This is a genomic window from Flavobacterium cutihirudinis, from assembly GCF_003385895.1.
Taxonomy (GTDB): Bacteria; Bacteroidota; Bacteroidia; order Flavobacteriales; family Flavobacteriaceae; genus Flavobacterium; species Flavobacterium cutihirudinis.
Map to the genome: position 1 here is coordinate 372,563 of NZ_QRDQ01000007.1, position 20,321 is coordinate 392,883.

Consider the following 20,321-nt stretch of genomic DNA (forward strand, 5'->3'; position numbering starts at 1 on the left):
TTCGCGTAAAACGCATAACTAATTACCTTCAACGAATAACTTTTTTAAATAATAATGGAAGAAAAAAAATTAGATCTTAATTCAATCATTGGTTTTGTATTGATATTTGGAATTTTGGTTTGGATTATGTACCAAAACCAGCCTTCTGAGAAAGAGATTGCTGCTGAAAAAGCCAAGAAAGAATTAGTTGCTAAACAAGAAGCTCAAGCAAAAGCGGATAAAACTAAAACTGCTGTTTTGCCAGTTGCTGCTGCAACTCCAGGTGACACAGTTCAATTGGCTCAATTGCAAAAAACATTAGGCGGTTTTGCTTATTCTGCAACACTTCCTTCTGCAAAAGAAGCTTTTACAACAATCGAAAATGAAAAGATTAAGCTAAAAATTGCTAACAAAGGTGGTTACATTGTTGAAGCAACTTTAAAAGAATTTGAAAGATTTAAAAAAGGTTCAGGACAATTAGTTGAGTTAATTAAAGACAATAATTCAAACTTAAATTTACAACTGCTTACAACTGATAACAGAACTTTAAATTCTAAAGATTTATACTTCGAACCAACGTTAGAAAAAATTGGTGCAGATCAGGTTTTATCTATGCGTTTGAAAGCTGGAGCTAACGAATTTTTAGAATACAAATATATTTTAAAGCCAAACGATTATTTAGTTGGTTTTGATATACGTTCTCAAGGATTGAACAGAGTTTTAAATTCGGCTAAACCAATTGATTTACAGTGGGATTTAAAAACATACCGTAATGAGAAAAGTATTGCTTATGAAAACCGTTATGGGCAAATTGATTTCAAATACGAGGATTCAAAATACAATAACGTAAGTTCACACGGACAAGGAAAAGAAGAAACTCCTGAGAAAGTTAGTTTTGTGGCTTTTAAACAACATTTCTTTACTACAATTTTATCGACAGAAAAACCTTTTGAAACTTCAAAATTACAATCTGATGATTTAGTTAAGGACGAAAAAATCGATACCGTTTTTACAAAACAGTTTAGAGCTAATTTGCCTTTAGCATTTACAAACGGTGAGATCGATTACAAAATGAGCTTATATATGGGTCCTGCGGACTATAAAACATTAAAAGCTTACGATAAAAATTTCGAAAAAATCATTCCATTAGGATGGGGAATTTTCGGATGGATCAACAAATGGATTTTCATTCCGTTATTCGGATTCTTAAGTTCAACAATTGGATTATCATTAGGAATTGCAATTATCATTTTTACTATAATGATCAAATTGGCAATGTCGCCAATTACTTATAAGTCATTCTTGTCTCAGGCTAAAATGAAAGTTTTAAGACCTGATATTACAGAGTTGGGAGAAAAATACAAAAAAGACCCAATGAAGAAACAACAGGAAACAATGAAATTGTACAATAAAGCAGGTGTAAACCCAATGGCAGGATGTATTCCGGCTTTGATTCAGCTTCCTTTTATGTATGCGTCATTCCAGTTTTTCCCTGCAGCATTCGAATTAAGACAAAAAAGTTTCCTTTGGGCAGACGATTTATCTTCTTTTGACTCTGTTGTGAAATTACCTTTTACGATTCCAATGTATGGAGATCACATCAGTTTGTTCCCAATCTTGGCTGCAATTGCGATTTTCTTCTACATGAAAATGACTTCTGGAGATCAGCAAATGGCTGCGCCTCAGCAAGAAGGTATGCCGGATATGGCAAAAATGATGAAAATCATGATTTATGTTTCACCATTAATGATGTTAATCTTCTTCAATAATTACGGTTCAGGTTTGAGTTTGTATAACTTTATCTCAAACTTAATTACTATCGGAATTATGTTTGTTATCAAAAATTACATCGTAGACAGTGATAAAATTCACGCTCAGATTCAGGAAAATAAATTAAAAGAGCCTAAAAAGCCAAGTAAGTTTCAGCAACGTCTTCAAGAAGTAATGGAACAACAAGAAGCTGCAAAAGCTCAGAATAAAAAGAAATAATATAATATATTGATAAAAAAACCGCTGTTGATCACAGCGGTTTTTTTATTTTAAAATTTTGGCAATAAAACCTTATCAATGACATGGATAATTCCATTCGAGCATTGTACATCCGTGGCCACAATAGTACTTACTCTGCCACTTGCATCCGTAATTTTTGCACCGCCAGTTAAATTAACGGTAAAACTTTGCCCAGCAAAAGTATTTACCACTTGTCCGTTTGTTAAAGAAGTAGAAAGTACATTAGCGCCTGCAACAACGTGATATTTCAAAGTTGTTTCTAAAACATTAGCAGGAATAGCTGGAAGTCCAGAAAATCCAGTTTCGGTTAGAAAACTTGCGAAAGCTGTATTTGTTGGAGCAAAAACGGTAAATGGAGAACTAGCTGTTCCTGATAAAATTCCAGCAAAACCAGAAGATGGATTATAAGTTAAAGCCGCGACTAAAGTTGTAAAATTTTTATTTGCTATTGCATGGTTAACAATCGTTGGTAAACCAATCACGCCATCAACTACATGAATAATTCCGTTTGAGGCTTCGATGTCAGCGGTAATTACTGCTGCACCACCATTTGTTTTTCCACCATTTATAGTAACTCCTGTGCCTTTTTCAAGATACATACTTATAGTGTTTGAAGTAGAAGCGCCTCCTTTAGCTAAGGTTTTTACATAACCAGTCGCAATTTCAGTTGATTTTACTTTTGTGCTTAAAACGTGATTTAATAATATTTCTTTTAATGCTGCAACAGGAACTTCATTAAGATTAGCATAACCTTTGGCTGATAGAAAAGCACTAAATGCGGTGTTAGTAGGTGCAAAAACGGTATAAGAACCGGAAGTGTTCAATGTAGCAGCTAAATCTGCTTTTTCTAACGCAGCAACTAAATTGCTAAGTTCGGGATTTGCTTTCGCAATAGATACAATCGTTTGTGGGGTTTGTGACGTATCATTGTCATCATTGTTACATGAAACACTGACGAAAGCAATTAATGCTAAGAAAGCAATTAATTTAATTTTTAATGTTTTCATAATATAGTTTTTTTATTTGTCAGGCTAAATTACAAAGTTTTGTTTAATGTTTTTTATATAATATTAAACAAAATTTATATTTATTACATGTTTTGTTTCTTTGTTTTGTTTTTTACAATGTTGATTTTTAGTAGTTTATATTGTGTTGACTTTGGTTTTATCATTTGAGTTGTTAATTTTGTTTAATTTTGATTAAACAAAATTTAAAATACTATTTAAGACTTTAAAAAATCATTAAAAAAGTAAAATTGGTTATACTTTTGCAATAATAAAACACACTTTTTAGTGTTATAAAGAAAAACAGTTTATGAAAAAAATTTGGATTTTATTTCTAATCAGTACAGCAGCTTTTTCTCAAGAACTTAATAAAGTAGATGCCAGCGGTAAAAAAGACGGAGTTTGGAAAGGAACTTATGAAGTGTCGAAACGTCCTCGTTATGAAGGTACTTTCAATCACGGAAAAGAAACCGGAGTTTTTAAGTTTTTTGATGATACTAAAAAAGGTGATGTAATAGCGACGCGTGATTTCACTGCAAATGACGGAAGTTCTTACACGATTTTTTATGATCAGAATAAAAACAAGGTAAGTGAAGGGAAGGAAATTGGAAAGGCTAGAGAAGGAGAATGGAAATACTATCACAAAGCTTCTAAAGTAGTAATGACACTTGAAAACTACAAAAATGGAAAATTAGAAGGTACAAGATCTGTTTTTTATCCAAATTCTAAAATCGCGGAAGAAACCACTTATAAGAATGGTTTAAAGGATGGGGTTTATAAAAAATATGGACAAAACGATATTCTCTTAGAGCAGAGTACTTATAAAGATAATGTGTATAACGGAGAAGCTGTTTTTTATGATTCGGATGGTGTAATGGCTTCTAAAGGGAAATTTCTTAACGGTAAAAAAGTTGGAATGTGGCAGTTTTTCTTAAAAGGAAAACTAACGAAAGAAGTCAATATGAGTGATCCAAAAAGCAACTACCAATCTGACTCAAAGCCTAAAATGGAATAAATTAATCTATCCGATATTTTTTGCCACGAATTACACCAATTTTCACGAATTAATTTGACTTTGACTGCTGAATAAAATTTGTGAGAATTGGTGTAATTCGTGGCAAACTTTATTTATGATTATATCATAAATTGTTTAAATTTGATTTGCTAATAATTTGATACAATGAATTTAAACGAACTCATCGGCCGGTTTTTATTATTGTTTTTTTCAATTTTGGTTTTGTATTTTTTCTCCAATCGAAAAGATAATGAAACTATAAATCCATTAATGGTTATTGTTGGATTGTGTACTTTTTCGCTTTGTTATTTGTTTACCAAAATTGAAATTGGAGTCGGAATTGGTTTTGGTTTGTTTGCTATTTTTTCCATTTTAAGATTTAGAACCCAGTCTTTTACAGTAAATGCTATCATTTTTCTTTTTGCAACAATCACACTTTCTATATTGGATATTATGTATCCGTATGAAAAAATTGAAGTGCTTCTGTTTTTTCAGTTGATCATTATCGGATTTTATATTGCAGCTTCATTTATAGTAAACAAAAAAGCTTCAAAATACCTGAACATTGTTGATGTTAAAATACCGCTTTTAAACGATTTTTCGTTAGAGAATGGAAATCTGCGAAAAGCGATTCAGGAAAAAATAAACATTCAGGATTTCGATTTTAAAATTGTATTAGTAAATACTGTTTTAAATGAAATTGATGTGCAGGTTTTTTATTGATTTATTCATTAAAAGGACGCACTTGTTTGATGTATAAATCCCTGTTTTCGCCCACAATTTTAAATTCAATATCAACTGGATTAAATTTGTTTTTTCTCCAATAACGATACATTTTTTCTTCAATCTTTTTGCTGACAAGATAAAGATTGCCTATTTCTTTTCTGTTTAATAAAGGTTCGTTATTATTTAAATTTGAATTGGAAGTGTAGTCGACTTCAAAATCGGTTTCGTTCTTTCCGTCATTAAAATGAGAAGCTATAAATTGCTCGCATATTTCTCCTTTTTCGGGTTTTACAACTGAATTTTCTCCTTTTTGAACATTGACAGTAATTCCCGGATAATCTTTTCGGAAAACATTTTTGGTTATAATTACTCCGTTTGCAAGTTCATCCGGAAAAGATCGATGAACTAAAACGCCCATTGCAATATTATGCTGATCGATGCCAAAAAGTTCTCTTTCATTATAAGAAGCTTCATTCCAAACGCTTGCCCAAACTTGTTTAATCGCTTTTTCAAAAGTTTTTATACTGTCGCCTAAAATCCCTGTTTTAGAATCATATAATCCGGCACCATTAAAATCATCCAAATCTTCTGCGTTTGTAGAGGATCGGAATCGGAAATTTTTGAACGCAGCATTTTTAAAAGTCTGGTTTAGTTTTGCTATTAATTCAGGATCAACAGGTTCTTTTTTTATAGCATCCCTTATCTTTTTTAATTGCTGCTGAATTGATATTGTAGAATCTTTTTGGGAATTTGCCAAAAGTTCTTCTATCAAAGGAGCAATAGATTTTTTTTGAATGTGTTTTGTATAATAATAAAACGGAATTGCATGAGCATTTTCTGGAGTTCTAAAAGGGATTTCTTTAGAAATTGCAATTAAATAAGCCATATTTTGTGCTTTCGAACCAATAAAATTCACTCCTTTTTTCGGAATCGTATTAAGATTGACTAATTCCGTAACAGTGGTATCAATGACTAATTTTTTCTTTTTTGAATTCGTTTTCTGAGCAATTTTTTTGTTGGTTTCCTTAATAAAAAAAGTATCCACCTGAATGTTCAATTCCACTTTTTTAGATAATAATCTTTTAATATTATTGTCTTTGAAAGCATTGGTATACGCCATAATCGGAATTTTTCTGTTTTTGCCCAGAAGAACTAAATGGCTTAACGGTGTTTGAAGCTCATTTACAATAATTCCTCTTACATTGGGTAAAATATCCGGCGTTCCGTCCAGAACTACAATTTCATCTGGATTTGGTTTTGTACGTTCTAAGTCCTTTATTTTGTATTCTTTCAGAATTCCGACATTGTTTCCTGAAACAACTTGCTGATACGTAATTTCATTAAAAATATAATCTGATTTTACACATGGAATTTTAAATTTTTGCTGTTCAAACCATTCCATTTTTTCTGGATTGTTTAAATAGAATTTCAGGTTTTCACCAATAAAAGTGGAGTTTTTTACGAGATTAAAAAAACGTTCAATCAGAGAAAGTGGCATATCATCAGACGCGGCCAATTCGAAAATCCATTTGTCTGTTCCTTTTATATGATTTAGGTTTCCGAGTAAATAATCGCGATTTTTCTCAGTATTGCTATAATTGTCTCTATTGAAAATTTCTAAATCATCTCTGTAATTCAGATAGTTTACGACAAAATCATAATGCAACGGAATCAAAGTACTGTTGAAATAGTACATTTTTTTCTTTCGTAAATCATAAATCACTTTTACAGATTCTATATTAGAAAATTTATCAGAAAGTGGTTTACCTCTAAATTCCTTGTAAGCTTCATAATTAGGTAGCGAAGCACTGAATCTTTGAGCACTTAAAGATACTGTTAGTAGAAGTAAAATAAAGCTGTAAACAATTTTTTGCATGACTTTTAAATTGGTTATTAAAAGTAATTAAAAAAAACGATAGCTTTTGTTTACTGCGTGATTATATAAACTAATCAAAACAGTGAAAATTTTCTATTATTTGGCGTACCTTTGCAACCTTAAAAAATCAAACATTTTAAAATGAAACGAGTAGTTGTTGGACTTTCCGGTGGTGTAGATTCTAGTGTTGCAGCCTATTTATTGCAGCAGCAAGGATACGAAGTTATTGGCCTTTTTATGAAAAACTGGCATGACGATTCGGTTACTATTTCTAACGAATGCCCTTGGTTAGAGGATAGCAATGATGCTTTATTGGTTGCCGAAAAACTTGGAATACCGTTTCAAACTGTTGATTTAAGTGAAGAATACAAAGAAAAAATCGTTGATTATATGTTCAACGAATATGAAAAAGGAAGAACTCCAAATCCGGACGTACTTTGTAACCGCGAAATCAAATTTGATGTTTTTATGAAAATTGCTTTAAGTCTTGGTGCAGATTATGTAGCAACGGGACATTATTGTCAAAAAAGCGAAATTGAAGTGGATGGAGAAACGGTTTATCAACTGATTGCCGGAAATGATATCAATAAAGATCAATCTTATTTTTTATGTCAATTATCACAAGAGCAATTGGCAAAAGCATTGTTTCCAATTGGCGCATTAACAAAACCTGAAGTTCGTGAAATTGCAGCTGAAATGGAACTGGTAACAGCCGAAAAGAAAGATTCGCAAGGATTATGCTTTATCGGAAAAGTGCGTCTTCCTGAATTCTTGCAACAAAAATTGCAACCAAAAGAAGGGAAAATTGTTCAGGTTGATAAAAATGATCCAATTTATAGTGCTGAAGATACTTCAGGCTTGTCTTTGGAAGAGCAATTAAAAGCAGAATCTGATAAATTGCATTATGTACCAACAATGGGAAAAGTTGTTGGAAAACATCAAGGTGCACATTATTTTACAAACGGACAAAGAAAAGGATTGAATGTTGGAGGAACTACTGATCCGTTGTTTGTAATCGCGACAGATGTTGATACCAATACCATTTATACCGGTTTATCAAGCAATCATCCTGGATTGTTCAAAAAGGCTTTATTTGTTGGAAACTCTGAGGTTCATTGGGTTCGTACTGATTTGGCATTAAAATCAGGTGAATCGATGGAAGTTATGGCAAGAATTCGTTACCGTCAGCCTTTGCAAAAAGCAACTTTATATCAATTTGAAAACGGAATGTACGTTCATTTTGACGAACCTCAATCAGCAATTACCGAAGGGCAATTTGTTGCATGGTATTTAGAAAATGAATTAGTAGGTTCGGGAGTAATTTCTTAGCTTTATACTTTTTTAGAAAGGTTTTCCTTTTGAAGAAAGTAGAGTATGAAAAAATGTTTTGCCTTTTTTTTATTGTTTTTTTCAGCTGTGATGTTTTCGCAAGAAGATGCATGGATATATTTTAAAGACAAACCAAGTGCGCAACAATTTTTGGATAATCCTTCACAAATGCTATCTTCCCGTGCTTTGGAGCGTAGAACAAATCAAAGTATTGCGCTTGATCTCACTGATGTTCCAATTGAAAAAAATTATGTAGATCAGATAAAATCGGCAACAGGAATTTCTGTTTTGGCGCGTTCAAAATGGCTGAATGCATTGCACATTAAAGGAACTCAAACGAATATTATAGCACTACAGTCATTGTCTTTTGTAGACAAGATTGTTTTTGCAAATAAGACCTTAAACACCACTTCAAAAAAAGCAAATCCAAACAAAGTTTTAAAAACGGTTAATAAGCTTGAAACCGCTATTGATTATTCGTATGGAAATTCCGGGAATCAAATTCAAATGCTTAATGGCCAAGTTTTACATCAAAAGGATTATACCGGTTCAGGAAAAATTATAGCAGTTTTGGACGCTGGTTTTCCGGGAGTTAATACTGCACAACCTTTTGCGAATCTTCAAGCAAATAATCGAATTTTGGGAGGGTATGATTTCGTGAACCGAAATACTAATTTTTATACCGGTGATGATCATGGAACCTTGGTTCTTTCAACAATGGGAGGCTATAAGGAAAATGCTTTGGTAGGAACCGCTCCTGATGCTTCTTATTATTTATTTATAACAGAAGATGATACTTCTGAAAATCCAATCGAAGAATCACTTTGGGTGGAAGCTGCCGAAAAAGCAGATAGCCTTGGTGTAGATATTATTACAACTTCACTTGGTTATTTTGAGTTTGATAAAGCGGGCGAAAGTCATACTTATAGCGATATGAACGGCAGTACGACTTTTATTTCGCGTGGCGCAGAAATCGCTTTTAGTCGCGGAATTATTGTTGTGGCTTCAGCAGGAAACGAAGGCAGAACTGCCGAACCTCATGTTGGGGCGCCGGCAGATGCTATTTCTGTAATTACAGTTGGTTCAGTAGATTCCTCAAAAACAAAATCTAGTTTTAGTTCGATAGGACCGAGCTATGATAATCGGATTAAACCTGATGTCATGGCACAGGGAAGCGGAACTGTTGTTTCGGATGAATTAGGAAATATCGGGACTTCAAACGGAACTTCTTTCTCATGTCCGGTATTGGCTGGAATGATTGCGTGTCTATGGCAGGCATTTCCAACAAAAACAAATAAAGAAATCCGGCAAATGATTCTTGAGTCGTCAGATCGATATACTACTCCGGATAATAATTACGGTTACGGAATACCAAATTTTGGTGCTACTTTAGGGTTCGAGAATTTTGCTATAGCTTCTAATTTTTCGGTATTTCCTAATCCAGCAAAAACAATAGTTTCATTTATGATTCCACAATCAGATTATGACGCCTCGGTTGTAATTTATTCTGTATTAGGGCAAAGAATAATTGAAAAACAAATAACAAATCAAAACCCGTTTCTGTCTGTTGAAAACTTAAACAGTGGACTCTATTTTTATACTTTCGATAGTGAAAGTTTACATAAAACGGGAAAAATAATCAAACAATAACAATCTCTGAATGAACAAGATTACGCAGCTTTTTAAAATAAAATATCCAATAATTCAGGGAGGAATGATTTGGAACAGTGGTTACAAATTAGCATCAGCCGTTAGTAATGCTGGAGGTTTAGGTTTAATTGGAGCAGGGTCGATGTATCCTGAAGTTTTAAGAGAGCATATTCAAAAATGCAAAAAAGCAACCGATAAACCGTTTGGAGTTAATATTCCGATGTTATATCCTAACATTGAAGAAATAATGAATATCGTCGTTGAAGAAGGTGTGAAAATTGTTTTTACTTCAGCAGGAAATCCTAAAACATGGACTTCTTTTTTAAAGTCTAAAGGAATTACAGTTGTTCATGTTGTAAGCAGCAGTGTTTTTGCTTTAAAAGCACAAGAGGCAGGAGTTGATGCCGTCGTAGCGGAAGGATTTGAAGCTGGCGGACATAACGGTCGCGAAGAAACAACAACTTTTACATTGATTCCGATGGTGAAAGAAAAAATCCAAATCCCGATTTTGGCTGCGGGCGGAATTGCAACAGGAAGAGGAATGCTGGCAGCGATGATTCTAGGTGCAGATGGTGTTCAGGTAGGAAGTCGTTTTGCAGCTTCATTAGAATCGTCAGCTCACAATAATTTTAAAGACACCATATTGAGCACAAATGAAGGCGGAACTCAATTGACTTTGAAAGAATTGGCGCCAGTAAGATTAATAAAGAATAAATTCTACAATGATGTTCAGGCTTTATATGAAACATGTCCTTCGAAAGAAGAATTAATAACTCTTTTGGGAAGAGCAAGAGCCAAAAAAGGAATGTTTGAAGGCGATCTTGAAGAAGGCGAACTAGAAATAGGGCAGATAGCTGGACTGATACATGAAATTTTGCCGGTTGAGCAAATTATTCAACAAATGATGACCGAATTTGAAGCAGCCTGCGAAGAAAAGACTAAATTTGAGTTTTAATTATCTGCAAGAATTATATTATGAATTTTATTCGCACTGCTATACTATTACTTTTTCTTTTATTTGGACTCCAAGATGCTCAAAGTCAGTCATATCATTTTAAGACTTCGGGTTTTAGTGTTTTAGAGAAAAATCAAAAAGGAAAATGGGGCGAATGGTCTAATCTTGATTTGGTTAATCTTTCGGTAGTTTTAGATACCAATAAACACCGAATCGTAGTTTATTCTCAGGAAATTCAGCTTTTTAGTATTTTGGATTATATTGAACGAGAAGAAAATGAAACCGATATTACGTATTCTTTTATGTGTAAAGACAATGATGGAAGAGAATGTAAATTATCGATCATAACACGAAAAAAACAAGATTACCGAAAACAACTTTACATCAATTACGATGATCATATTATTGTTTATAATATTTTTAGTGTGTAGTTAGATTTTAAGTTTCTGAGATTCTAAGATTCTAAGATACTGAGATTAAATAACAAACCCGACAAGCTTTAAAGTTTGTCGGGTTTGTTATTTAGAATTCGGTTTATTTAAGGCTTTCTGGCTATCAGTTTTTTTGATAAAGCGTATGCTATTTTTAAAATAAAACATTTTTAATTGCTGTTTGTTTAAATTGCTATATTTGACTTGTTAAAATTATGTCTATTATCTAAAATAAGAGGCCATTTTTTTAAAACTAAACCCAAAAACAACCTTAACCTACAGTGCGTATGAAGAAATTCTACTCTTTATTATTACTTACTCTTTTCGGATTATTATCATCTTATGCCCAAACAATAGATGAAACTTTTGTAAAACCAGTTCCTTATAAAGCTGCAAAAATTGCAGTAATCAAAGAATTTCCTGATGGAAAAATTTTATTAGGAGGGAAAATTGAATTTTATAAAGGCAAAAAAGTTAATAACCTTATCCGATTAAATGCAGATTATTCGCTTGACGAAACTTTTGTTTTTAACGGGGATCCAAAACTAGAAATTAGAGATGCAAAATTTCAAAGTAATGGAAATATTATTGTCTTAATGGATAATCCGACCGCTCTTGCTCCTGATCATTATGCATTGCATCAACTTAATTCAAGTGGTGAAATTTTAAGTTCTATTACTGACCTTATTATGGCGAAATCTATAGCGATCCAGGCTGATGATAAAATATTAGTTACTGGTGGTGAAATTGACGCTTATGGTAGTAAAAGCTGTTATTTGCACAGATACAATAGCGATTTTTCTTTGGATGAAACTTTTAATAATGACTTAGCTTTTAATGCTTCGACAAATACAGTTGTGGTTTCTACTGAGGGTATTTATGTTGGCGGTATGTTTACAGCTGTTAATGGAATTTCTAAAAATGGTCTTGTAAAATTAAATTCTGATGGTATACTTGATTCAACATTTGATATTGGAGAAGGAGGAAAAGGGTATGCATTTTCTTTAGCACTACAGGATGATGGAAAATTATTAATTGGTGGAAACTTTTTTAGTACTGAAGAAAACTCTGTAGTGCCTTTTATGATAAGATTAAACCCAGACGGAACACTTGATTCTAGTTTTAAATGTCAGTACGGTACACCTTTCAACTCAAAAATTTTCGTTAAAGATTCTTATATATATTTAAATGTAGGAATTAATAATAGTGTCGATTACGGTTTTTATTTTGTTAGGTTAAATTCAGATGGATCATTAGATGAAAGTTTTTCACCTGCCAAATTAAACGAACTGGCGTATGATTTTAATATGGGTTTTGTTGCAGACAAAATTATCTATAATAGTACAGAGCAAATTGGTAATAGATATGGTTTATCAGTTCGTGATTTAAATGGAAATGCTTTAGAGTCTTCAGACTTACAGACTAGTAGATTTGGAAGTTTTCAAACTGGAGAATCTATTGATGGAAAATTAGTAGTGAAGGGTGATTTTGTTAGAATTAATGATGTAGACACTTTTGGTATTGCATTAATGAATACGGATGGATCTTTCAATGAATCATTTGTTTTTCCGAAATATATTGGAGAAATAAGACAATTTCAAGTGGTAAACAGTACAACTATTTTTGTAAGTACTAAGACTAAATTTCTAAAACTGAATAATAAAGGAGAGGTCTTAAAAGATTTTGATTTTAAAAAGGACTCGCAGATTATCGAAATGAGTCGTTTCAAAGTATTAGAAAACGGTAAAATTTTAGTGACAGATCAGTGGAGATTATTTAGATTAAATGAAGATGGGGTTCAGGAGACAGAATACATATTAAATTCAGATTCAAATGTTTGGATTACGGGACTTTATTTTGAGTTGCATGACGATAAAATTCTTTGTAGCGGAATTTATAATGTTTTCAATAATGGAGGATACTCTTTTAAAATGTTGAGACTTAATTTAGATGGTTCAATTGATGAAACTTTTAAAATAGATGGCACAGGACCAGACTCTGCAGTTGGTAATATTAAGATACTTGATTCGGGAGAAATTATATTAGCAGGTATATATGCAAATTTTAACGGAGTGCCTGTTCCAAATCAAATTGTAAAACTTTCTAAGGATGGTAAAATGGATTTGGAATTTAATGAAAACCAAAAAAGCGGAAAAATTGGAAGTAGCGATTATCACGATTACAGAAAAATTGAGCAGTTAGGTTCTGTTCTTTATATAACAGAAGGTGACTCTAATGTGACTGCAATTAATCTTGACGGTACATTTGTTAAAGATTTTGAGATGCCGGCTGAAATAGATCATTTAAGCGATATAATTGCTTTAGAAGGAGTAACTTCTCCAACTGCAAAATCAACTTCTAATAGTGATAATTATATTTTTGCAATAGGCACGTCAGATAATCCTGGAGAAAATGCCCCATCATTTATTGTAAAAGTGAATGTTGGCAAATCATCAGGTTCACTTGGGCTTGATCCAACAGCAGAAAAAGAAAATTCTACTGTTAGAATGTATCCGGTTCCAGTAAAAGAACAATTAAATGTGACATTTTCGAACGCTGTTTCTCCACAAAAAATTGCGGTTTATTCTATAGAAGGAAAAGAATTATATTCGGCAAAAGCTGAAAACAAAAGCGAATTACAAGTCGATATGTCTAAGTTTGCCGCTGGAGTTTATTTTATAAAGCTTTCTTCAGATTCAGGAGTTGTAACAAAAAAGATAATTAAAAGGTAAAAAAAGTACAAAGTGCAAAGTACAAAGTACAAAGTACAAAGTACAAAGTACAAAGTACAAAGTTTAGCTTATTAACTTATAAAGGCTTGAAATTCATATTTGAATTTCAAGCCTTTTTTAATCTTAGTATCTTAGAAACTCAGAATCTTTTACGACTCAATGTCCTTAATAAACTCATCATATTCCAAGTAGAACATTTCAAGCGCATGCATGTTTTCGTTGAAAAAATCAAAAATGGCATCCCAATTGTTTCGATTACTAAAACCTACGCCAAGTTTTTCAACCCAGATTCTGCTAATGTTTTTGCCGCTTTCTAAAGTGTAGTTTTTCTCGAAAACCAAATCTTTAATAAATTCTTCTTCCAGTATATTTTTTAAGGCTTCAATTTTTTCAAAATAAGCAGTTCGTTTTTCGTCGCTTCGATGTTCTATATCAATTAAGACTTGTGCTTTTTTATTGTCAACGAAAAATTTAAAGGAGAAATCCTTAATTTTTGTATCATAAAGAACCCATTTTCTCGGATATTTTTCTGCGAAAGCAACCCAGAACTCTCTCTTAATTCGTTGTGATTCTTCTCTGCTGTACATTTTTTATGGCTTTGGTATTTAGAAAACTTGTAGAACCGCGTTTTCTAAAGTATATTTATATTTTATTTGAAAGTACAAAAATAAACTTTGAATATGGATTTTCAAGATTTTTTACAATATGTTCCTGATTTAATTCCTGTTGAACTGCCGGCTACATTTGCTCATATAAAAATGGCGCCAAAAGAACGTATTCAGGAATTACAAAATCTTGATATTAAAACAAAAAATCCAAGAATCGCTGCAGTTATGATGTTGCTTTATCCGAAGAATAGAGAAACACATCTCATTTTAATCGTAAGAAATGCATATAACGGTGTGCATTCTTCGCAAATTGCGTTTCCCGGCGGAAAATTTGAAACCACCGATGCTAATTTTGAAGAAACCGCTTTAAGAGAAACACATGAAGAGATTGGTGTTTTTCCGGATAAAATAGAAGTTATAAAGCACTTTTCCCCAATGTATATTCCGCCTAGCAATTTTTTGGTTCATCCTTTTTTGGGAATAGCTAAAGAAGAGCTTTCGTTTTTTCCGGATATCCGAGAAGTTGCAGATATTATAGAATTACCTTTGTCGGTATTTTTAGATGATGAAATCATTATCGAAGCCAGATTGTCAACTTCCTATGCAGCCAATATTTTAGTTCCTGCTTTTAATATACAAAACCACGTGGTGTGGGGCGCGACAGCTATGATATTAAGTGAACTGAGAGATGTGTTAAAATTGGTTTTTGAAGAAAATTTGTAAAAATGAATATTTAACAATTTGATATTCATTATAATAACAATTTATTTCCGAAATTGCTTTATAGTATTGCTAAAAGAATAATTTTTGTATGTTTGCGACTTAACAAAAAAATACAATAAACAGCTATGGGATTGTTTAAACGAAATCCTTTTGGACATATATTATTCATCAAGAAATGGTTGATCCGTATCTTGGGGTCCATGACGCACCGCAGATACAGAGGATTTAATGAATTGCAGATTGAAGGATCTGAAATTATTAAAACACTTCCTGATACTAATGTGCTGTTTATTTCGAATCACCAAACTTATTTTGCCGATGTTGTAGCGATGTTTCATGTCTTTAACGCAAGTTTAAGCGGACGTCAGGATACTATTAAGAACATTGGTTACTTATGGCAACCAAAAATGAATATTTATTATGTTGCCGCCAAAGAAACAATGCAAGCAGGTTTACTACCAAGAATTTTGGCATACGTTGGAGCAATTACTGTTGAAAGAACCTGGCGTGCAAAAGGAGTAGATGTTACTGAGAAAAGAGATGTTAACCCAAATGATACTGAAAATATCAGAATTGCTCTTAATGACGGCTGGGTAATCACGTTTCCGCAAGGAACTACGAAATCATTCAAACCTGTTCGTAAAGGAACTGCTCATATTATTAAGCAACACAAACCAATCGTTATTCCTATTGTAATTGATGGCTTCCGCCGATCTTTTGACAAGAAAGGATTACGAATGAAGAAAAAAGGAATTCTGCAATCTTTCATCATCAAAGAACCTCTTGATATTGATTATGAAAATGATACAATCGAAGAAATTGTAGAAAAAGTAGAATACGCAATTGAACAACATCCATCATTCTTAAAAGTAATTCCGGCTGAAGAAATCAAAGCGCAAGAAGAACTTAATGAAATGAGACGATGGAGCTACAAGGATACGGAAAATGAATATTAAGATTTAAAACTAAATAAAGGTTTTTGGGATTTATTTAGTTTTAAAAAAAACTTAGAATCTCAGAGTCTCAGAAACTTAGAATCTCAGCAACTTTTTCAGAAATCAATCTTCTTCAATTCTTTATAATTAGCATATAATCTGCGCAATAAAGTTCCGTAAAGCAATCTGTAAATACACCAGAACATTCCGAAGAAAACGAGCGTAAGAAGGACTAAAGCACCAATTGAAAACAACATTGCTTTTCCGTTCATCGCTAGTTTTTCTCTAATAAAAGCCATATCAGGATTGTATACATATCCTATGAAAAAACTTAGAATAGACGAAACTACAATCATTCCCAGATTATACCAAACATAATACTGAACTGTTTTTCTGGTTTTTAAAATACTTTTCATCAGTAATTTAGTCGAGACAGTTGTGGTTATGGTTTTGTAGTTTTTATAGAAAAAGTAAATGAAAACTAAAATCACGACATAATTGAAATACATTATAATTTCCATATAAAGTATAATTTCGGGGTGATTTATTTTCTTAAGGATATCGTCGATATTGGAGAAATAGTTTGATATGGTCCAAAAAATAACCTCCAAAATGCTGATAATCAAAATCCACTTCACAATCGATGAAGATTTTTTATGAATCATTTTGTAGATTTCTTTTTCAGAAATTTGTTCAAAAGAATCCGAGTTCTTTTTCCAGTCTTTTTTTAATAAATCCAGTTCTTTCATAATAATTTTTAAGGATTTAGTATTTTTTTAAGCTTTCCTTTAATTCTGTTCATTTTCACGCGGGCATTCACTTCGCTGATTCCTAATGTTTCGGCTATTTCTTGATAATCTTTGTCTTCTAAATACATAAAAACTAATGCTTTTTCGATGTCATTAAGCTGATAAACGGCTTTATACATCAACTTAATCTGTTCTTCCTCTTCATAATTGTAATCAACATCTTTTACAAAATGCTGATGACTTTCATATTCTACTGTCGATACGGTTCTTTTGGTTTTTCGGTATAAAGTGATTGCAGTATTTAATGCAACACGATACGTCCAGGTAGAAAATTTGCTGTCTCCTCTAAATTTTGGATACGCTTTCCAGAGCTGAATAGTAATTTCCTGAAACAAATCTTTGTGAGCATCTTCGCCGGCAGTATATAATCTACAAATCTTGTGGATTATATTCTGATTTGCCTGCAATTGCGCAACAAATGATTGTTCTAGATTTTCGCTCATAAAAGTATTAGTAGTAGTGTGATCAATTTTGTTACAAGAAGGATATATTTTTTCGCCACGAATTTCACAAATTTCCCGAATTGCTTCTCACAACACAAAATGATAAAAAATAAAGTGGCGCTTTGATTTTGAAATTCGAGTTGATTCGTGAAATTCGTGGCAACTTTCTACAATTGTCGTGTCTTATAATAATTAATCATCAAATCGATAAATTTACTATAGCTTTCCATTCCATCTTTTTGATTGTTTGTTTTTAAGAAATTATCCCATAGAAAGTGAAAACCTTTATCTATAAAAGTGTCATATCTTCTCCAAAAATCTTCACTTTCCTGAAAGTTCTTTAAAATTCCCGGATGAATATTTTGCGTTAATTCTTTAAAAACCTTTTCATCTTTATAATTCCAGACACTTAAACAATAATGAAGTGTAAAAGCATATCCTGCATATTGATAGTACAAATCATCGTTTTTTACAGATGCCAAAACACCTATAAAATTGCATTCATTTTCACTTGCGTAACCAATTTGATGCGCCATTTCATGAGCAGTAGTCAACGGAAAAGTGTACATTGGTAATTTATCATTAATCTGAGCTTCATTTGTAAACGGATTCAAATATCCTCCAAATCCCATATAAGTCAGGGGAGTGCTAAAAAGTGATTTTTTAACGCTTAAAGTTTCATATTTGAAATAAGGATGTTCTTTGGCTAAATTGTCATATCCGTTCAAAATCTTTTGGAACGATTCTTTCTGCGCATATGGAAATACTACTTTTTCATTTTTACTTTTTGTAATCAGTTGCTGAATTTCGTTTGTTTTGACCATTAATCTTTTTGTAAAAGCTAAAAGATCCGCATCAGTATATTCTCTTTTGATTTCCATTTTTTCGAAAAGAGGTTTACGATAATAATTGAAAGCCCAAAGCAGATGAAAGAAAAAGTAAAAAACAGAAATTTTACCTAAAATCGTTAAAAGATGATCTTTCCAATCGGTTCTCCATGTTTTTCGGATTTTCCAAAACCATCCAATTATTCCTAAAATCAGAAAAGCATAAATACAATCACCAAGAGAAAAAGGAATTCGGCCTAAGGCTATTCTTAGAAAGTGTGAAATTCGGATAAAGATATTGTTGCTGTAGAAACCTTCTACATAATCTGGAAAATATCTTAGAATTCTTAAGAAGATGATTTGAACTAATAAAAATAATGGAAGAATGTATTTCGATTTCACAGTATAATTTTTGGATACGTAAATATAAATACATTTTTGACTGATTGAAAAAAGTTCGTCACGAATTGCACGAATTTTCACTAATTACTAATCTGATTCATTTTAGAGCCATTATAATTTGTGCTAATTCGCGTAATTCGTGGCACAAATAACTTTTAAACTTTGTAACTTTGAAGCTCTTAATTGTTAAACATCAAACAAAATATATAATGAGTCAGGAAATAAGAAATCTGGAGCCAAAAGCACTTTGGAACAAATTTGCAGATTTAAATGCCGTACCACGTCCTTCTAAAAAAGAAGAGCGTGTTATTGAGTTTATGAAAAATTTTGGAAACAGCTTAGGTTTAGAAACTTTTGAAGATGAAATTAGAAATGTAATTATTAGAAAACCAGCCACTCCAGGCATGGAAAATCGTAAAGCTATCGTAATGCAAGGACATCTTGATATGGTGCACCAGAAAAATGCTGATACTGTTTTCGATTTTGACACACAAGGAATCGACATGTATGTTGATGGTGACTGGGTTCGTGCGCGCGGTACGACTCTTGGTGCCGACAACGGTTTGGGAGTTGCAACAATTATGGCTATTCTGGAAAGCAAAGATATTCCGCATCCGGCTATCGAAGCTTTGTTTACAATTGATGAAGAAACAGGAATGACCGGAGCATTAAACCTTAAAGGAGGAATTTTGCAAGGTGAGATTTTATTGAATTTAGATACAGAAGAAGACGATGAAATTGATATTGGATGTGCTGGAGGAATTGATGTAACAGCTACAAGGACCTATCATGAAGAAGAAGTTCCAGAAGCTTCGGTTGGTTATACTATTACAGTAAAAGGCTTAAACGGAGGACATTCAGGAATGGATATTCACAAAGGTTTAGGAAATGCTAATAAAATCATGAATCGTTTGTTGTTTGATGCTTTTGAAAACTTTGGTTTGCAGATTGTCGAAATCAATGGAGGAAGTTTAAGAAATGCAATTCCAAGAGAAAGTGTTGCGAAAGTAATTATTTCTCAAATGTTTGATGAAGCTTACGTTTATGATATGCAGGAAATCATTGCTGATATCAAAGCTGAATATAAAACGACTGAGCCTAATTTATCTATTGAAATCGTAAAAGGTGATTTACCTGAAAAAGTGATGGATTTAGGTGTTCAGGAAGGAATCATCAGAGCGATTTATGCTGCTCAAAATGGTGTTTACCGAATGAGTGCAGACATGGAGGATTTGGTAGAAACTTCAAATAATATTGCTCGTGTTGTAATTAAAGATGGAGAGATTTTAATTGGATGTCTAACAAGATCTTCTGTTGAATCTTCAAAATTTGATTTGGCTAATTCTTTACGTTCTGCTTTTGAATTGGTTGGATGCGAAGTAGAACTTTCTGGTTCTTATCCGGGATGGACTCCAAATGTAAACTCGGAAATACTAGAAGTTTTAAAAGGGATTTACGAAAAGCAAAATGGAGAACAACCAAAAGTTGTAGCTTGTCACGCTGGTTTAGAGTGCGGAATTTTAGGAACAAATTACCCGGGAATGGATATGATTTCTTTTGGTCCAACTATTCACGGTGCGCATTCTCCGGATGAAAGAGCAAGTATTTCATCTGCTCAGAAATATTGGAAATTTGTATTGGAAATTCTTTCGAATATTCCAGTTAAATAAAAAGTCTCAGTTTTCAGTCACGGTTTTCAGTTTCCTTTGAGACTGAAAACTGCGACTGTAACTGAATACTAAAAATTAATCTCTCTTAGGTGCATTTTTCTTTTCTCTTTTTTCTTCTTTCTTTTCCTTAGCCGTTTTTAGCGGTTCTTTTTTTGCTGTTTTTTTAGCATCTTGACCTTTTGACATGATTTACTTGT

At 32.5% G+C, this 20,321-nt stretch carries 17 protein-coding genes; 11 read left to right on the top strand and 6 right to left on the bottom strand.

The window, feature by feature from the left end; translation table 11 throughout:
• Positions 1 to 54 precede the first annotated feature (54 nt).
• Positions 55 to 1,968 (top strand): membrane protein insertase YidC, encoded by a 1,914-nt coding sequence (gene yidC / locus BD847_RS01565; RefSeq protein ID WP_115886511.1) that lies wholly within the window; start codon positions 55 to 57, stop codon positions 1,966 to 1,968.
• Positions 1,969 to 2,018: 50 nt separating this feature from the next.
• Here yidC and BD847_RS01570 read toward each other — a convergent pair whose 3' ends face one another.
• The gene (locus BD847_RS01570) at positions 2,019 to 2,996 is read right to left on the bottom strand and encodes a fasciclin domain-containing protein (protein WP_115886512.1); all 978 of its coding nucleotides are present in this window, start codon (positions 2,994 to 2,996) and stop codon (positions 2,019 to 2,021) included.
• A gap of 307 nt (positions 2,997 to 3,303) precedes the next feature.
• Here BD847_RS01570 and BD847_RS01575 point away from each other — a divergent pair, with 307 nt between their 5' ends.
• Entirely contained in the window at positions 3,304 to 4,008 is a 705-nt protein-coding gene (locus BD847_RS01575) for a toxin-antitoxin system YwqK family antitoxin (RefSeq protein WP_115886513.1), read from the top strand.
• Between the two features lie 165 nt (positions 4,009 to 4,173).
• A complete protein-coding gene (locus BD847_RS01580; RefSeq protein ID WP_115886514.1) occupies positions 4,174 to 4,731 on the top strand; it encodes a DUF4956 domain-containing protein in 558 nt (185 codons plus the stop codon).
• 1 nt (position 4,732) lies between these two features.
• Here BD847_RS01580 and BD847_RS01585 read toward each other — a convergent pair whose 3' ends face one another.
• Complete coding sequence (locus BD847_RS01585; RefSeq protein WP_115886515.1) at positions 4,733 to 6,610, bottom strand: PEP/pyruvate-binding domain-containing protein; 1,878 nt, start codon at positions 6,608 to 6,610, stop codon at positions 4,733 to 4,735.
• 141 nt (positions 6,611 to 6,751) lie between these two features.
• Between BD847_RS01585 and mnmA the strand changes: the two genes are divergently transcribed.
• The 5 genes from mnmA (at position 6,752) to BD847_RS01610 (ending at position 13,707) form a co-directional block, all read left to right on the top strand.
• The gene (gene mnmA, locus BD847_RS01590; protein ID WP_115886516.1) at positions 6,752 to 7,939 is read left to right on the top strand and encodes a tRNA 2-thiouridine(34) synthase MnmA; all 1,188 of its coding nucleotides are present in this window, start codon (positions 6,752 to 6,754) and stop codon (positions 7,937 to 7,939) included.
• Between the two features lie 45 nt (positions 7,940 to 7,984).
• The gene (locus BD847_RS01595) at positions 7,985 to 9,589 is read left to right on the top strand and encodes a S8 family serine peptidase (RefSeq protein ID WP_115886517.1); all 1,605 of its coding nucleotides are present in this window, start codon (positions 7,985 to 7,987) and stop codon (positions 9,587 to 9,589) included.
• Between the two features lie 10 nt (positions 9,590 to 9,599).
• Complete coding sequence (locus BD847_RS01600) at positions 9,600 to 10,544, top strand: NAD(P)H-dependent flavin oxidoreductase (protein WP_115886518.1); 945 nt, start codon at positions 9,600 to 9,602, stop codon at positions 10,542 to 10,544.
• A 20-nt stretch (positions 10,545 to 10,564) separates the two neighbouring features.
• The gene (locus BD847_RS01605) at positions 10,565 to 10,975 is read left to right on the top strand and encodes a hypothetical protein (RefSeq protein WP_115886519.1); all 411 of its coding nucleotides are present in this window, start codon (positions 10,565 to 10,567) and stop codon (positions 10,973 to 10,975) included.
• Positions 10,976 to 11,262: 287 nt separating this feature from the next.
• On the top strand, positions 11,263 to 13,707 hold the full coding sequence (locus tag BD847_RS01610) for a T9SS type A sorting domain-containing protein (protein WP_147298488.1): 2,445 nt from the start codon (positions 11,263 to 11,265) through the stop codon (positions 13,705 to 13,707).
• Positions 13,708 to 13,856: 149 nt separating this feature from the next.
• Here the strand turns inward: BD847_RS01610 and BD847_RS01615 are convergent, their stop codons facing one another.
• The gene (locus tag BD847_RS01615; protein ID WP_115886521.1) at positions 13,857 to 14,294 is read right to left on the bottom strand and encodes a DUF4268 domain-containing protein; all 438 of its coding nucleotides are present in this window, start codon (positions 14,292 to 14,294) and stop codon (positions 13,857 to 13,859) included.
• A 93-nt stretch (positions 14,295 to 14,387) separates the two neighbouring features.
• On the opposite strand from BD847_RS01615, the gene BD847_RS01620 reads away from it, so the two are divergent.
• A complete protein-coding gene (locus BD847_RS01620) occupies positions 14,388 to 15,038 on the top strand; it encodes an NUDIX hydrolase (RefSeq protein ID WP_115886522.1) in 651 nt (216 codons plus the stop codon).
• 125 nt (positions 15,039 to 15,163) lie between these two features.
• On the top strand, positions 15,164 to 15,994 hold the full coding sequence (locus BD847_RS01625; RefSeq protein WP_115886523.1) for a lysophospholipid acyltransferase family protein: 831 nt from the start codon (positions 15,164 to 15,166) through the stop codon (positions 15,992 to 15,994).
• A gap of 95 nt (positions 15,995 to 16,089) precedes the next feature.
• On the opposite strand, the gene BD847_RS01630 is transcribed toward BD847_RS01625, so the two are convergent.
• The 3 genes from BD847_RS01630 to BD847_RS01640 all read right to left on the bottom strand — a co-directional run bounded on the left by BD847_RS01630 (position 16,090) and on the right by BD847_RS01640 (position 18,454).
• The gene (locus BD847_RS01630) at positions 16,090 to 16,722 is read right to left on the bottom strand and encodes a hypothetical protein (protein ID WP_115886524.1); all 633 of its coding nucleotides are present in this window, start codon (positions 16,720 to 16,722) and stop codon (positions 16,090 to 16,092) included.
• 8 nt (positions 16,723 to 16,730) lie between these two features.
• On the bottom strand, positions 16,731 to 17,225 hold the full coding sequence (locus tag BD847_RS01635; RefSeq protein WP_068843197.1) for an RNA polymerase sigma factor: 495 nt from the start codon (positions 17,223 to 17,225) through the stop codon (positions 16,731 to 16,733).
• 167 nt (positions 17,226 to 17,392) lie between these two features.
• Complete coding sequence (locus BD847_RS01640) at positions 17,393 to 18,454, bottom strand: DUF3810 domain-containing protein (protein ID WP_115887316.1); 1,062 nt, start codon at positions 18,452 to 18,454, stop codon at positions 17,393 to 17,395.
• Between the two features lie 209 nt (positions 18,455 to 18,663).
• Here BD847_RS01640 and BD847_RS01645 point away from each other — a divergent pair, with 209 nt between their 5' ends.
• Positions 18,664 to 20,124: an aminoacyl-histidine dipeptidase gene (locus BD847_RS01645; protein WP_115886525.1), complete on the top strand. Its 1,461-nt coding sequence runs from the start codon at positions 18,664 to 18,666 to the stop codon at positions 20,122 to 20,124.
• Positions 20,125 to 20,321: the final 197 nt, after the last annotated feature.